The sequence below is a fragment of the Rossellomorea sp. GQ25 genome, from assembly GCF_059758515.1.
Genome location: NZ_JCAXEQ010000001.1, coordinates 64,965 through 79,585 on the forward strand (window position 1 = coordinate 64,965; position 14,621 = coordinate 79,585).

15 protein-coding genes and 1 other RNA gene are annotated in these 14,621 nt (G+C 39.7%); 13 read left to right on the top strand and 3 right to left on the bottom strand.

Annotation, left to right across the window (positions count from 1 at the left end):
• Window positions 1-39 precede the first annotated feature (39 nt).
• Window positions 40-648, bottom strand: coding sequence for a Holliday junction resolvase RecU (gene recU / locus AC6CIB_RS00345; protein WP_498277309.1), 609 nt, complete (start codon window positions 646-648; stop codon window positions 40-42).
• Between the two features lie 115 nt (window positions 649-763).
• Here recU and AC6CIB_RS00350 point away from each other — a divergent pair, with 115 nt between their 5' ends.
• From AC6CIB_RS00350 to AC6CIB_RS00360, 3 genes are all read left to right on the top strand, one after another.
• Entirely contained in the window at window positions 764-1,801 is a 1,038-nt protein-coding gene (locus AC6CIB_RS00350; RefSeq protein WP_498277311.1) for a DUF2515 family protein, read from the top strand.
• A 741-nt stretch (window positions 1,802-2,542) separates the two neighbouring features.
• A complete protein-coding gene (locus tag AC6CIB_RS00355; RefSeq protein ID WP_498277312.1) occupies window positions 2,543-2,797 on the top strand; it encodes a hypothetical protein in 255 nt (84 codons plus the stop codon).
• 69 nt (window positions 2,798-2,866) lie between these two features.
• Complete coding sequence (locus tag AC6CIB_RS00360; RefSeq protein WP_498277313.1) at window positions 2,867-3,223, top strand: YppE family protein; 357 nt, start codon at window positions 2,867-2,869, stop codon at window positions 3,221-3,223.
• A gap of 28 nt (window positions 3,224-3,251) precedes the next feature.
• On the opposite strand, the gene yppF is transcribed toward AC6CIB_RS00360, so the two are convergent.
• Window positions 3,252-3,434: a YppF family protein gene (gene yppF / locus AC6CIB_RS00365; RefSeq protein WP_148969432.1), complete on the bottom strand. Its 183-nt coding sequence runs from the start codon at window positions 3,432-3,434 to the stop codon at window positions 3,252-3,254.
• A 200-nt stretch (window positions 3,435-3,634) separates the two neighbouring features.
• On the opposite strand from yppF, the gene AC6CIB_RS00370 reads away from it, so the two are divergent.
• Complete coding sequence (locus AC6CIB_RS00370; protein WP_498277314.1) at window positions 3,635-4,126, top strand: YppG family protein; 492 nt, start codon at window positions 3,635-3,637, stop codon at window positions 4,124-4,126.
• Window positions 4,127-4,183: 57 nt separating this feature from the next.
• On the opposite strand, the gene AC6CIB_RS00375 is transcribed toward AC6CIB_RS00370, so the two are convergent.
• Window positions 4,184-4,627, bottom strand: a complete 444-nt coding sequence (locus AC6CIB_RS00375; protein ID WP_498277315.1) for an Hsp20/alpha crystallin family protein — start codon at window positions 4,625-4,627, stop codon at window positions 4,184-4,186.
• A 262-nt stretch (window positions 4,628-4,889) separates the two neighbouring features.
• Between AC6CIB_RS00375 and AC6CIB_RS00380 the strand changes: the two genes are divergently transcribed.
• The 9 genes from AC6CIB_RS00380 to AC6CIB_RS00420 all read left to right on the top strand — a co-directional run bounded on the left by AC6CIB_RS00380 (window position 4,890) and on the right by AC6CIB_RS00420 (window position 14,428).
• A complete protein-coding gene (locus tag AC6CIB_RS00380) occupies window positions 4,890-7,127 on the top strand; it encodes a DEAD/DEAH box helicase (protein ID WP_498278592.1) in 2,238 nt (745 codons plus the stop codon).
• A 17-nt stretch (window positions 7,128-7,144) separates the two neighbouring features.
• A complete protein-coding gene (locus tag AC6CIB_RS00385) occupies window positions 7,145-8,428 on the top strand; it encodes a ribonuclease H-like domain-containing protein (protein ID WP_498277316.1) in 1,284 nt (427 codons plus the stop codon).
• A 335-nt stretch (window positions 8,429-8,763) separates the two neighbouring features.
• Window positions 8,764-9,087: a CotD family spore coat protein gene (locus AC6CIB_RS00390; protein WP_498277318.1), complete on the top strand. Its 324-nt coding sequence runs from the start codon at window positions 8,764-8,766 to the stop codon at window positions 9,085-9,087.
• A 258-nt stretch (window positions 9,088-9,345) separates the two neighbouring features.
• The gene (locus tag AC6CIB_RS00395) at window positions 9,346-9,903 is read left to right on the top strand and encodes an SLOG family protein (protein WP_498277319.1); all 558 of its coding nucleotides are present in this window, start codon (window positions 9,346-9,348) and stop codon (window positions 9,901-9,903) included.
• Between the two features lie 117 nt (window positions 9,904-10,020).
• The gene (gene gpsB, locus AC6CIB_RS00400) at window positions 10,021-10,329 is read left to right on the top strand and encodes a cell division regulator GpsB (RefSeq protein ID WP_113970666.1); all 309 of its coding nucleotides are present in this window, start codon (window positions 10,021-10,023) and stop codon (window positions 10,327-10,329) included.
• A 60-nt stretch (window positions 10,330-10,389) separates the two neighbouring features.
• Window positions 10,390-10,773: RNase P RNA component class B (gene rnpB, locus AC6CIB_RS00405), an RNA gene on the top strand.
• A gap of 151 nt (window positions 10,774-10,924) precedes the next feature.
• Complete coding sequence (locus AC6CIB_RS00410) at window positions 10,925-12,064, top strand: THUMP domain-containing class I SAM-dependent RNA methyltransferase (protein ID WP_498277320.1); 1,140 nt, start codon at window positions 10,925-10,927, stop codon at window positions 12,062-12,064.
• Window positions 12,065-12,160: 96 nt separating this feature from the next.
• Window positions 12,161-12,334: a hypothetical protein gene (locus AC6CIB_RS00415; protein WP_187443267.1), complete on the top strand. Its 174-nt coding sequence runs from the start codon at window positions 12,161-12,163 to the stop codon at window positions 12,332-12,334.
• A gap of 168 nt (window positions 12,335-12,502) precedes the next feature.
• Window positions 12,503-14,428, top strand: coding sequence for an ATP-dependent DNA helicase (locus tag AC6CIB_RS00420; protein ID WP_498277322.1), 1,926 nt, complete (start codon window positions 12,503-12,505; stop codon window positions 14,426-14,428).
• Window positions 14,429-14,621: the final 193 nt, after the last annotated feature.

Below are 14,621 nucleotides of genomic sequence, written 5' to 3' on the forward strand. Positions count from 1 at the left end.
ATATTGAGATAAAATATAGATTAACTCATTTTTCGTAAACTAAAAATATAACTGATGAACTATTTTTAAATAATCGACCCTGGGGTGTAGTCCTAAAGGAATGATGACTCCTTTTTCCTCAAGCTCTTCCCGTTTGATTGATTTTCTTCCTCCATTTGTCATGCGGTCCCAATAAATCCTTAGAGCTTTGTAGGGGAGTAGAAACACTTCTTCGGAAGCAGAAAACCTTACTAGTACAAAGGTAATGCCGTCTTGATTATGGACGTTTTCCATATGCTGAATTTGATGCTCGTGAAAATTTTGAAGTGGAAAGGACGTTTTATTCTTTGTTTCTTTCGCTTCAAAGTCGATATATCTTCCGTTGTACACACCATTATAATCCGTCGTGGAGGGCTGCTTAAAGTATGCTTCCTTAATGACGGCAGCACTTCTCGATGGGTAATGGACATCCACTATTTGAACGGGAGTCGGTTTTTTGTGAATGACTGCTTTATGAAACGTTAAATAATATTGGTTCGTTTCATTTATGTCTTCTTCAAGGGTCATCCCTCTGTTGCTATAGGATAGTTGTTTCGGTTTTGCCTTCGCTTTTTTTGAGGGTAATGACGCTTCCACATATTTCTTACCATTAGGATAATGGAATTTCATGGTAATTCACCTCGCAGACTAATCTATATCATAACAGAAACCACTCCAATTTGTGTGAATAATTGTTTACAAATCTCCTCAATCTATGGCTAAAGGAGAAAGGGGGATAAAAAGGATGGATGAAATCAACGATACTTTTCGCTTTTTACCCTATATACCTGAACCTAAACGTACAAATGAGTGGATTAACGAAGTAAATCAGCTAGTGAATTTACATAATCAAGATAATATATCAAGAACAATCGCTTATCAAAACTTTTTTCTTCTTCACCCTGAAATAAAATGGTCGTTTCTGGCATCGATGGTGTCAAGGAATGCCGGCTGGAATATGACGGATTTAAAGGGTGATATCTTCCCGCGCCTTTTACAACCCGCGACCCGTGATGATTTATTTATGACGTACGAAAGAGCGAACTGGAGTATTTTTCAGGATGCCTTTCCCCAACTCCTTCTCTATCATTATTCGACGAGGTATAAGAAGAAAATGTTTCATTTGTTTAAAGAATTTCATATTTCAAGCTTCATGGAAGAGGAGTGGAATTGTTACTGGGAGGAGAAAGATGACCACAGATTAGTTCATTCTCTAATAATAAATGAGCAACACCTCATTCAAGAACCAGTCATTGAACATGAGGTTTATAAGAAGAGGGTGTTTGGCTCCTCTCTATTTTTCATAGAAGATCATCTTCATTTCAGCTCTGTTCTATTTCCAACATTAGAGGGTGAGCTTTTAGGTGCGAGTGTCCATGGCTTTAGAAAAACCGAAAACAGAATCCTGTTAGGAAATCGATTATTTGCGATTTTATTTCATCCTGATTATCATTCCTCCTTTTTGAAATTTGCTTTACAAGTAGAGCATACAGGATCTAGAAGCGACTACGAACAGTTTTGTAAAGGAGTCCCCAAAACAAATACACCAATGCTCCATCAAGCTTATGAAGATGTTCCACATCAATGGAACGCTCATACGGACTGGTCGATTAAAAAGAACATTGATAAGGATTGGTACAAAGAGCAAGAACTCCCTCCTGGAATCGAATTAACAAAATGGTTTTTTCATAAGCAAAGACAGCTTGAGAAAGCGGCAAACGTAAGAGGGGTATTCACAAAGATTTGGAAGTGGAGGGGAAAGAAGAAGAGACCAACGCTTTAAAATAGTGTTGGTCTCTTCTTGTCATGCTTGTCGCCTCTGGGCAAAGCCCTTCCGCTTCCTGATTAGTCCAGCTACAGGGCTTAGAGGCTCGAGGTCATAAGTCAAGAACACCAAAAAGGCAAAGAACGCCTTTCCGGTGTTCTCGCCTTATGCTTGTCGCCTCTGGGCAAAGCCCTTCCGCTTTCTTCTTAGTCCAGCTCCGGCGGCTAGACCCTCGAGGTCATAAGTCAAACCACCCAAAAAGGCAAAGAGCGCCTTTCCGGGTGGTTCGCCTTATGCTTGTCGGGTCTGAACGAGCCGCCTCCGCTTTCTGATTAGTCCAGCTACAGGGCTTAGAGGCTCGAGGTCATAAGTCAAGAACACCAAAAAGGCAAAGAACGTCTTTCCGGTGTTCTCGTCTTATGCTTGTCGCCTCTGGGCAAAGCCCTTCCGCTTTCTTATGTCGCTGGACGGTTTTCGCCTTCTAGTTTAGGGTTGCCTTTTGAGGCTTTGGTCTGGGCTGAATTTGTAGTTTGCTGTTTATTTTGTTTGTTTTTTTGATTTTTCATTGGGTAACACCTCCACCTATATTATTTTCTAGTTTCCGCTTCTTTTATTCAGTAAGTGTCGAAACATAATTAACGGAATGTCCATTTTACACTTTCTTTGGCGAAACGCTTCTAGTTTTGTCAGGGGGGAAGGGAACGGGTCATAAAGAGAGAATTACAGTACTAATCCAAAAAAAAGGTGGGAGGATTCACAATGCTTCCAAAACAAGATATTATGTTGAAATTAGCTGAAATTGAAGAAAGTTTGAATCAATTAGAGCAAAGTCTGCATGATCGAATCTCAGTTGAAGAGCAAGAAGGAATGAATTCGTTAACGAACCAGATACAGAAAATCGACAGTAAATTAAGCTCAGTGGAGAGAAAAGCGGAATCTAAAACCGTTCTTATGAAAAATAGAGAAAAGTCCTTTGTCTTACAAAAACTTGAATTATCCTATAAGACGTCTTAAACTGAATTTATAAGAAAGTAGCGTTGTGCTACTTTTTATTTTTGTCTACATTTTTACGGAGGGCTTTTTTTGAAAGAGTTGAAGCAAGTAACGGGGGAACTGATCACCCTTGTTGAGCAGATGATGAAAGAATATAAAGGCAGGCGTGAGTCAGGTGAAAAAGGAGACTTCTACACAGAAGTGAAACCTTTTGCCGATAAAGTAAAAGCAGAGAATGATGCGTGGAAAGAGCTGTCCTTGATTTGGATCAAGGAACAAAGGCCAAAACACCTTCATCTCCCTCAAATTATAAACACGTTCGATAATATTGAAATGCTATCGGTTCACTGTTTCTTTCCAGAGTCCAGTTACAACCGGTTTATCAGTCATTATCAATCTGTCTCATATGTACTGCAAACCCAGTTGGATGAATTGAATGAAAAATAAGAGGCTGCCGATCGGCAGCCTCTTTAAATTATGGAGTTGAAATTGCTTTTTCTTCTATTGTATTGATTTGCTTCGACAGCTCTTTATAATGATGCAGTGAAATCTCATTAGAAATATAAAGTTTTTTGGCCATAGTAAGAAGTTCTTGTTGATCCGTTGCTTGATAATGTTTACTACTTTCGTATCTCTTCAGCAGTTCACTCAGGTTCATCATAATTCCTCCCAATACTTATATTTCATTGCGTTGCATCTACATTTATCCTATCATAGAAAACCCTTTCTTTAAGTTGTAAGAATAGTGTAACTTCCGACATTCTTCTCGTATTGTCGAAATATCTTTATGGGTTTTTTCACCATTTAACCAGTTAAAACATAAAGTATAGTAACCATTATAAAGTAAGGGGGCTAAGTATGAATTCTTTCCTTCATTCGAGACAGATGCGTAACTATCATCCAAGTTATCATTCGCAATCAACGTATATGGGACCATTGATGAACTATCAAGTAGAGGGTATGCGACCTCCAGAATATGCATCTTTCCAACCTAATTATTATCCTCAACCAGAAGTCCAATATCCTGGTCCGGGGTTTCAAATCAACCAATATCAACAGATGAACCAGCAGCAAATGAATCCATATTTTGAAAATCCTCTACAGGAGAAAGAATACAATCCGTACCAAATGAAAGCAATGGAGCAACAGGCTTATGCTAATCCATATCCGAAAGCCTCGTTCATGGCTAAACCTCAGTCTGGAGGAGTAAGTTCGATCATGAATTCATTCAAGTCACAGGATGGATCTTTAGATTTTAATAAAATGATGAATACTACAGGACAAATGATGGGGGCAATTAATCAAGTTTCCTCTTTGGTAAAAGGCTTGGGTGGGATATTTAAACTATAGAATGACAAAAAGGGGCTGCCGACTCGGCAGCTCCTTTTTCAAATGGTAATAGGAAACTTATTCTATAGGTATTCGTTTACCGGATTCTTTGTCTACCTTGACAGTCAGCAATCCATCTTTATGTGAAGCTTTCACATTCTTTTCATTAACCACCCTTGGAAATGGAATGGTCCTGCTGCTTTTTTTCATGGATTGCTTCCTTCTTATCATTTGATTTTGATCATTTTCCTCGGAGAATTCTTCTTTATTGGTTACAGAAATCGTAATGTACTGAGGGAACACATCAAGTTGAATTTGCTCTTTCTTAATACCTGGAAGTTGTGCAGTCACGATATAATAATTGTCTGTTTCAGTTAATTCGACGGGGAAAGAACCAAATGGGTTAGATGATGATGTGAAAAATCCATCAATGCTTTGAAGCATTCCTTTCATAGGTCTTTCATGAAAAAACTCGTTCATGGAATGCATCAGGTCACCAAAACCTTTTTTCTCGTTTGACATAGGTATGCTCCTTTCACGCAAAGGTATTCATACTAGTGTATGAATGCTTGCTGAATATGTGCATTTGTCCTATACCTCCATATAAACCGGTTCACGAATAAGCTCACAGAATTCACGTCTTCCCCATTTAGGCTCCTTTACATTTAAATTGGATAAGTGTGGAAGAGATATCCTGGCTTTTTTTTCTTTAGTTTCGAACATAGATTCGGTAAAATAAATAGAAGAGGTGATACCTGTGTTTAAGAAAAACAATCTTCAACAGTTGATTGAACATTTTAAAAAAGACGATGATTTTAATAAACAGATTGTTCACTGGCATACCATAGAAGAAAAACCCGCTCAATTGGTAGATTTGCCACTGGAGATAAATGAAAAAATAAAAAATGCGCTGCAACAAAGAGGCATTGAAAAGCTTTATATCCATCAACACTCCGCTTTTCAGCTGGCAATGGAAGGAAAGAGCTTTACCGCGGTAACTCCTACAGCCTCGGGAAAGACTCTTTGTTATAATCTTCCCGTATTACAAACGATCATGGACAACCCTGATTCGAGAGCGCTATATATCTTTCCTACTAAAGCACTTGCACAAGATCAGAAAAGTGAGTTGAACGAAATCATTTCAGAAGCAGAAGCTTCTATTAATAGCTATACATATGACGGAGATACCTCAGCCAATATCCGGCAAAAAGTAAGGAAAGCTGGGCATATTGTCATAACGAATCCTGATATGCTCCACTCAGCCATCCTTCCTCATCATACAAAGTGGGTATCTCTTTTTGAGAATCTTAAATACGTAATAATTGATGAACTACATATATATAGGGGGGTTTTTGGTTCCCATGTAAGCAATGTGGTCAGGAGATTGAAACGAATTTGCGAGTTTTATGGAGCTTCTCCCATATTCATCTGTACTTCGGCAACGATTGCAAATCCTAAAGAGCTGGCAGAGAACTTAACCGGTACAGAAATGAATTTGATTGATAATAACGGGGCACCCAGTGCCAAAAAGCATTTCGTATTCTATAACCCTCCCATTGTAAATAAACCGTTGAACATACGCAGGAGTGCGACCCTGGAGGTAAGGAGAATTGCTGGTGAGCTATTGAAGAATAAGGTGCAAACCATCATATTCGCCAGAAGCAGGGTGAGAGTGGAAATTATTCTTACTTACCTACAAGAATTAGTGAAGAGTCAATTAGGAGCGAAATCAATCAGAGGGTACCGGGGAGGATATCTTCCGACTCAACGCCGGGAGATTGAAAAAGGCTTGCGATCTGGTGAAATCTACGGAGTTGTCAGTACGAACGCCCTTGAATTAGGGGTAGATATCGGTCAATTACAAGTGTGCATCATGACCGGCTATCCCGGGACGATCGCAAGTGCTTGGCAGCAAGCTGGAAGAGCCGGCAGAAGACATGGGGAATCTCTGGTGATCATGGTAGCAAGCTCAAGCCCATTAGATCAGTTCATTATTGAGCATCCGGATTACTTCTTTGAGCAAACGCCTGAAACGGCGAGAATCAACCCTGATAATTTGATTATTCTCATTGATCATATTAAGTGTGCTGCCTATGAGCTTCCCTTTAAGGAAGGTGAACAATTTGGCAGGCACGACATTGATGATATTTTAGAATTTTTAGTAGAAGAGCGGGTTGTTCATAAGAACGGTGAAAAATGGTATTGGATGAATGATGTGTTTCCTGCACATAACATCAGCCTTCGCTCAGCATCCCAGGAGAATGTCATTATTATTGATCAAACCGATATCTCAGCCGTGAAAGTAATAGGGGAAATGGATCGTTTCTCAGCTATGACCTTATTGCATGATGAAGCGATATATTTACATCAAGGAGTTCAATTTCAAGTAGAGGAACTGGATTGGGAAGAAAAGAAAGCGTATGTAAGGGAAGTGGACGTGGATTATTTCACAGATGCCAATCTGGCTGTACAATTAAGAGTACTCGAAACAGACAAGATTCGCACTGAGGAAATGTATGACGTAGCTTATGGGGACGTAACTGTTCAAGCAATGGCAACGATTTTCAAGAAAATTAAATTTGATACCCACGAAAATATTGGGTCAGGACCCATCCATCTTCCTGAAGAGGAGCTGCATACGAGCTCCAGCTGGATTTCTTTAAGAGACGCTGCTTCATTTAGTCAGGAGCGTTTGGAAGAAGGCCTCATTGGGGCGGCACAAAGCTTGAAATCGATTATTCCTTTATTTGTGATGTGCGACCCCAGTGATATTTTCGTGGTGCCACAAATAAAAGCTGCACACAATGAACAGCCTACGATCTTTATCTATGATCGGTACCCTGGTGGAATCGGGTTAAGTGAAAAGGTGTATGAACAGATGGAGAAAATACTCCTTGAAACATCTGCTATGATAGAGCGATGTCCGTGTAAAGCTGGGTGTCCATCCTGTATTGGAACGGATCATTCACTGGACACAGCCAAAGTGGATACATTAAAGCTTCTTCATCTTTTCCTTCAATAACGAAGGAGGGAATCAAAATGTCACTTAAAAATAAATTATCTAGAATGAAAAAACATCTTATTAGAGAAGACGTCGCTGAAGAGAAGAAAAGTCAGCCTCCAATTTTAGAGCAGGAAACGGCAGATTTGCCATTCCTTGATTTATGGAAACAAAATGATTCCACTGTGTACGGTATTGACGGTGATTTTTGTCTGGTGAGAGAGAAGCGATATCCAATCGATCATCGGCATGGGGACTACACGTTTAAAGATTTTATTAGCGCAGTGGATGCTTGGCAAGACTTTGCAGGTGTTCATCCCTTGTCTTCTAAAGGGCTTAATCATGAACAAATGTTTTTCTTTGATACGGAAACGACCGGTTTAGGTGGGGGGGTTGGAAATACAATCTTCTTATTAGGGCATGGGAGGGTGACAGAAACAGAGGTGATTGTGACCCAGCACTTTTTGCCTCAACCAGGAAGTGAAATACCTCTCTATCACAGTTTTTTAAGCCATGTGGATTATAACACACTCGTGACATATAACGGAAAAGCGTTTGATTGGCCTCAAGTTAAGACAAGGCATACACTCATTAAAGATCATGTTCCCAAATTGCCCGCATTTGGACATTTTGACCTTTATCACGGATCTCGAAGACTCTTCAAGCACAAGTTAGAGTCTGTAAAATTAATAAACGTAGAGCGCAAGATTCTTGGATTTAATAGAGTAGACGATGTTCCAGGATATTTAGCCCCTATGATTTATTTTGATTATATCGAGCGCAAGGATCCGGAAGGTATATTCAAGGTAATGACCCATAATGAGCTGGATATATTGTCATTGATCACTCTCTATACGCATTTAACCTTTCAACTATTGAATGTCCATAAGCAAACAACTGACCAAGAGCGGTTCGAGGTCGGGAGATGGCTTGAATATACGGGTAACAAAGAGATTGCAAAAGAACGTTACCAAGAGATTATTAGAGAGAATGACAGGACAAATTATGAGGCGATGCACCTCCTCGCTCTTCAATACAAGAAAGGGAAAGAAGAGTGGAAGGCGATAGAGTTATGGGAACGAATGTGGAAAGAAGCCCCTATTTCCATTAGAAAACTCATATTGTTGGAACTGGCTAAATTGTATGAGCACAAAACGAAGAATTTCCAGTTAGCATTAGAAAGATGTGAGCAACTCGAATCATTGCTGTATGAAACAAAGGAAGCAAACAGTCAAAAGCACGTGGTTTTTTTAGGGAAACTCCATCATCGAATGGGCCGGTTAACAAGAAAAATGAATAAGAATACAGACCATTCATCCTAAATACACAAAATTTAAGAAATTATACTAAAAAAGTGGTTCAAACTCCTTATTTTTATATTGAGAATTTTCAAAAGTAGATGTAAAATAGTTAATTGTGTTGAAAATATTTAATATTTAGATAGGATGATGAAAATGAACCGAGCGATCTTAATTTTGTTCTTTGTCGTCATTGGTTTAACAGTTTTTGTTTTTACCAATTATCCGGAAAGTTTATATAGCTTTATGTAAGCCTGCAAAATGTTTTCCTAAAAATAGGTATTTGCATTAGTACATGTACCCTCTTCGTTTCATAGGCTATTAGTGTAACAACTAAGAGATGAAAGGAGAGCGTTTCTATGTATAAAAGACCAAGACCTAATCAAGTACTTCCTGCAGTCATGCACCCGACGAAATGTTGTGTGAATCAGACATGCAACACCTATGAGGTGCCACACATTCACCCTGCTCACACGACCAATGTAAATAATGTTATGTATCAACATAAACATTATTTCCCACAAACACAATCACAAGTAGACAGTGTTTCACACCAACATTTTAACTGTGGCGGTGGACCAGGTGGACCAGGTGGGCCAGGAGGCCCAGGAGGCCCGGGGTTTGGCCCAGGATTCGGACCGCGTCCGAGACCACCTTTCGGACCTTTTGGTATGGGACGATAATATTCTGAGTGAAGACTTCAGAGGGATGCCTCTAAGAGGTTAGTTTCATTTGCGGAGTGATACACTGTATCGCTCTGCTAAAGTGACTAAGGCCTATTAGAGTCATCTCTTCTTTAGGATGGTAAATATTATATGATGTAATGGAATATTGACCTCGTAATCCCTAAAATATGTTACAATAGAGTGTAAAGGATTTGGGCAAACTAAGCTTTAAAGAGAACTTGTCTGTCCTGAAAGTTTAATGAAGGAGTTTTGCATTTGAGTAATGTTGCGTGCATAACCGGATATAAATCCTTTGAACTAGGAGTTTTTAAGCAAGATGACAAAGCAATTTACTACATAAAGCAGGCTCTAAAGAAAGAATTAGTTTCTCTTTTGGATGCAGAGTTAGAATGGGTACTCATTAGTGGGCAGCTTGGGGTTGAACTTTGGGGTGCAGAAGTTGTGTTTGAGCTTCAGGAAGATTATCCTGATCTTAAACTGGCTATATTAACTCCTTTTCTCTCTCAAGAAGAAAATTGGAACGACCTAAATAAAGAGTACTATGAACTCATTCTTTCTCAAGCGGATTTTGTTGAGTCAATCTCAAAAGAACCTTACAAGAGTCCACAGCAATTTCGAAACAAAAATCAATTATTCTTGCAAAAAAGCCAAGCGTTAGTGATACTGTATGATGAAGAAAAAGAAGGCTCACCCAAGTACTTCTATCATGAAGCGAAGAAGAAGAAAGATGCTGATCCTGCCTTTGAGATAAGGGCGATCACCTTCCATGATCTGCAATGGGTCGTCGAAGAAGAGCAGTGGAAAAATGAGTAGAGGATGTTATATCACTCATTAACCTTTCGGGAATTGTATAGTCCCGAATAACAATTATAATTGACAAACTGATGGTTATTTGAAAAAATGATAGTGATAAATATAGAGGTGAAAATAATGATCTCAGATAAAGTGAAATTAACCGCCAAGGATATCCTGGAAAAAGAATTCAAAAGTGGCATGCGGGGATATAAACCAGAAGACGTAGATAAATTTTTAGATTTAATAATTAAAGATTATGAAACCTTCCATCAAGAAATAGAAGATCTGCAACAAGAGAACCTGCGATTGAAGAAACAAGTAGAGGGAGCAAGTAAGCAACGCTCCGCTGCTCCAGCTCAACAGACAGGCACAACGAATTTCGATATTCTTAAGCGCTTGTCCAATTTAGAGAAACACGTATTTGGAAACAAATTGTATGACTAATATTTCCAGTTGAATACTTGGAAGAACTACAGTATAATTAGTTATTGCTGATCCTTAATGGTGTTCGGGTAATCGCTGCAACGTTAAGTTGTAGAGGAAAGTCCATGCTCGCACGGTGCTGAGATGCACGTAGTGATCGTGCCTAGCCAATTCATAAGCTAGGGCAGCTCAATTTGAGTTGACGGCAGGGAAAACACCTAAGTCCTTTGGATATGGTGTGACTACCTTGAAAGTGCCACAGTGACGAAGTCCTGTTAGAAATGGCAGGAGTGGAACGAGGTAAACCCCACGAGCGAGAAACCCAAAATTAGGTAGGGGAATCCTCTCAGAGGAAACGAACGAAGAGAGGGACAAAGGAGCTTCCTTTGTAGATAGATGATTACCACCCGAGTACGAGACGAAGAGTCGTTTGTAGTACAACGGAACAAAACATGGCTTACAGAACACTATTACGGGATAAGAGCAATAAGGATTAAATCATGCAAGTGACTGATACATGCAGGTAGTACACTGCTCTTTTGTATCAGTCCTTTTTATATTTAAGGAAACAAGACTATACTATTGATATAAAGATACTTATTAACGGGGTGACAATATGAGTACATATACATTAATTGCAACGGCAGCGATGGGCTTAGAAGCTATTGTTGCAAAAGAAGTGAAAGAATTGGGCTACGAGTGTCAGGTGGATAACGGGAAAGTCATCTTCAAAGGGGATGAAACGGCTATTGCGCGAGCCAACATGTGGCTAAGAACCGCTGACAGGATTAAGATACTCGTTGGAGACTTTAAAGCGTACTCCTTTGATGAACTATTTGAAAATACAAAGAAACTCCCGTGGGAAAACTTCCTTCCTGTAGACGCAGAATTTCCTGTTCAGGGGAAATCCGTCAAATCAAAGTTATACAGTGTACCTGATTGCCAGGCGATTGTAAAAAAAGCAATCGTTGAACGGTTACGTACCGCATACAAACGTACATCGTGGCTTGACGAAACAGGTCCCTTGTTTAAAATTGAGGTGGCGATCCATAAAGATGTTGCAAGCATTACCCTGGATACCAGTGGACAAGGCCTTCATAAGAGGGGATATCGAATTGGACAAGGTGAGGCTCCTTTAAAGGAAACCCTTGCAGCGGCCCTGATCCAATTAACGACATGGAATCCTGACCGTCCTTTTGTAGATCCGTTTTGCGGCTCTGGTACCATTCCGATTGAAGCGGCCTTGATCGGTCAAAATATTGCACCAGGATTCAATCGTGAGTTTTTGTCAGAGAACTGGCCAATGATGCCTGCTGAGGTCTGGGAGAAAACGCGTATGGAAGCAGAAGATTTGGCTAACTACGATCAGCCTCTTGAAATACTGGGAACGGACATCGATCACCGAATGATTGAAGTCTCCAAAGAGAATGCAATGGAAGCAGGTCTAGGAGACTTGGTGAAATTTAAACAAATGCAAGTAAGAGACTTCACTTCAGATCTGGAATATGGCATCATAGTCGGTAACCCTCCTTATGGTGAGCGTTTAGGAGAAAGAAAAGAAGTGGAGAGAATGTACCAGGAAATGGGGAAAGCTTTCGAAAAGCTGGATACTTGGTCTGTTTACATAATGACTTCACATGAAAACTTTGAACAATGCTACGGTAAACAAGCTACAAAAAAACGTAAATTGTTTAACGGATTTATTCGAACAGATTATTATCAATACTTTGGCCCACGTCCTCCGAGAAAAGGGTAATCATTTCAAGTTCATGAAAAAAAGAAAAGAAGTTCAGAATATCCCTTTCACTTCCTGCGTATAATAGATCTATCATTTTTAGAGGAGTGAAAGAGGATGGACCATTCCTTCATCGATTACCACAAAATCTATCAGGCATTACAAAGCTCTATTTCTTCCATATCAGGAGAAGAAGGAGCAGCCATCCAAGCAGGCTTGGATGAAGCAACGAAAAACCTTGATCAGGCTTTTCAATATGAATTGTTAAGGAAAAAGAGAATATACGACTGAGTGCATTCTCAGGAGACTAGGGACATCCATACAAGTGGTAGATCTACCCTTGTATGGAGCGTCTCTTTTCTTTTGTTAAAGCCATCAATTAAATAAATTACGGTTATCCCTTTTCAATAAGAAAGAATTCTAGTAAATTAGAAATATTGTGTAACGCAGGAGGTCCTCATGAGAAGAAAATTACCATTTGAATTAACCAAGGAGCAATCATTTTATGAAGCATTATCCGATTGGGTCGGTGACGTGTTTTATGATCTATTGCCTGAAAAGGGATTTGATTTACGGGATGAACAGGTATTTATGGCCTTTCAGCTGAATCAAGCCTATAAAAATAAGCAGGTTATGTTTGCAGAAGCAGGTGTCGGTACGGGAAAAACCCTTGTGTACCTTTTATATGCGTTATCGTATGCCAGATACACTGGCAAACCGGCAATCATTGCGTGTGCGGATGAAACGCTCATCGAGCAGATTGTGAAAAAAGAAGGGGACATCCAGAAGCTTGAGAAGGCACTGGATCTTGATATAGATGTTCGATTGGCAAAGTCCAGAGAACAATATCTATGTATAAAAAAACTTGAAGAAAATATTCCCCAAAACGAGGGTTACCAGGACATATGGGAGGAATTACCGGGTTTTGTACACGACAATTCTTCCATGAGAAGCTTTAGTCATTATGGGGATAGAAAAGAATATGCTCATCTATCTGATGAAGAATGGAATCAAGTCGGCTGGGATTCTCTTCAGGACTGTATGTCTTGTACTTATCGCCATCGCTGTGGTCTTACACTTCATCGTGAACATTACCGGGGGGCAGCAGACTTAATCATTTGTTCCCATGATTTTTATATGGAACATATTTGGACGAAAGACTCCCGCAAACGGGAAGGGCAACTGCCACTTCTGCCGGAAGCGAGCTCCGTTGTATTTGACGAAGGTCACTTATTGGAATTTGCTTCTCAAAAAGCGATGACTTACCGCATGAGAATGGAGACCCTTGAAAGCTTACTGGAGAAACTTTCAGCGTCTGATATGAGGGAAGAAACTTTGTATGTCATTGAAGATATTATGTTGGATAATGAAAAGTGGTTCGAGCTCCTGGAGAAAGAATCCAAAGGAGAGACTGGTTCTGAGAGACAATACATTTCCCGTTCTGAAGCAATATTACAGCAAGGAAGAGCACTAACGGAGAAAATTGAAAATCTTTTAAATGAGCTCGTCTTTGAATCTGAAATGTATGTCATGGATGATTATTTACTAAAGGTAGTGGAAGAGTATCTTGAGCAGATCCAGTTTTCTTTGAAACTATTCATAGACGATGAAAAAGGAATCTATTGGTTGGAAACGTCAGAAGAAGAGCATACCTTTGTTGTGATGCCAAGATTGGTGGAAGAAATTTTGAGAGATCAAGTTTTTTCTCAAAATATCCCATTTATTTTTTCTTCTGCCACCCTTTCCTATAATGGAGACTTCTCTTATGTTTCTCACTCGCTGGGGATTGAAAAATATGAAAAGTTCTCGGTAGAGTCTCCTTATGAATACGAAGACATGATGAAAGCTTTTCTTCCTTCATTAGAAGAAGGTAGGGATTCTAAAAATCAGTATGCTTTTGACATGTTGAAGAAAAATCAAGGGAAGTCGTTGATTCTCTTCTCCACTAAGGAAGAAATGAATGTTTTTAGACAATTTCAACAGCAGCAGGGAAAACAGGACTGGAACGTGATTTATGAAGGAGACAGAGAGATTAGTGAAACGGTACAGCAGTTCCAGCAGGAAACCTTTACAGTTCTTTGCTCCTATCATTTATGGGAAGGATTGGACGTGCCTGGGGAGTCACTTTCCCAAGTCATTATCTTCTCACTCCCATTCCCTCCTAAGGATCCTGTGTTTGATGCGAAACGAAATCATGCTGAAAACTCAGTGGAAGAAGTGGATATTCCCTACATGCTCCTTCGACTTAGACAGGGAATTGGCCGTCTCATTAGAACGAGCGAGGACAAAGGAAGCATTCATGTCTTGGTGAATGGTCATGAAGCAGCTTATAAACAGTTGGTAGAATCTGTATTACCAGTAGGAATTGAAGTATTGAATTCATAAAGTGTTGTAAAAGCCGCCTGAATTGGGCGGTTTTTTTGTGGGTTTGTAGGTGGAGAAATAGTCGATAATAAATGGCCCTCTTGACACGTAAAAGGCAGAAGATAGCCACCATTCATATTCTAAAACCTTCTAGATCTCCACTTCGACTACTATGACGTCTCCAAAGAGCTCGCTATCAATCATTCTAACCCAA

Coding starts and splice junctions, on each gene's coding strand:
- recU (WP_498277309.1), bottom strand. CDS start 648: ATGAAATTCCATTATCCTAATGGTAAGAAATATGTGGAAGCGTCATTA.
- AC6CIB_RS00350 (WP_498277311.1), top strand. CDS start 764: ATGGATGAAATCAACGATACTTTTCGCTTTTTACCCTATATACCTGAA.
- AC6CIB_RS00355 (WP_498277312.1), top strand. CDS start 2,543: ATGCTTCCAAAACAAGATATTATGTTGAAATTAGCTGAAATTGAAGAA.
- yppF (WP_148969432.1), bottom strand. CDS start 3,434: ATGAACCTGAGTGAACTGCTGAAGAGATACGAAAGTAGTAAACATTAT.
- AC6CIB_RS00370 (WP_498277314.1), top strand. CDS start 3,635: ATGAATTCTTTCCTTCATTCGAGACAGATGCGTAACTATCATCCAAGT.
- AC6CIB_RS00375 (WP_498277315.1), bottom strand. CDS start 4,627: ATGTCAAACGAGAAAAAAGGTTTTGGTGACCTGATGCATTCCATGAAC.
- AC6CIB_RS00385 (WP_498277316.1), top strand. CDS start 7,145: ATGTCACTTAAAAATAAATTATCTAGAATGAAAAAACATCTTATTAGA.
- AC6CIB_RS00390 (WP_498277318.1), top strand. CDS start 8,764: ATGTATAAAAGACCAAGACCTAATCAAGTACTTCCTGCAGTCATGCAC.
- gpsB (WP_113970666.1), top strand. CDS start 10,021: ATGATCTCAGATAAAGTGAAATTAACCGCCAAGGATATCCTGGAAAAA.
- AC6CIB_RS00410 (WP_498277320.1), top strand. CDS start 10,925: ATGAGTACATATACATTAATTGCAACGGCAGCGATGGGCTTAGAAGCT.
- AC6CIB_RS00415 (WP_187443267.1), top strand. CDS start 12,161: ATGGACCATTCCTTCATCGATTACCACAAAATCTATCAGGCATTACAA.
- AC6CIB_RS00420 (WP_498277322.1), top strand. CDS start 12,503: ATGAGAAGAAAATTACCATTTGAATTAACCAAGGAGCAATCATTTTAT.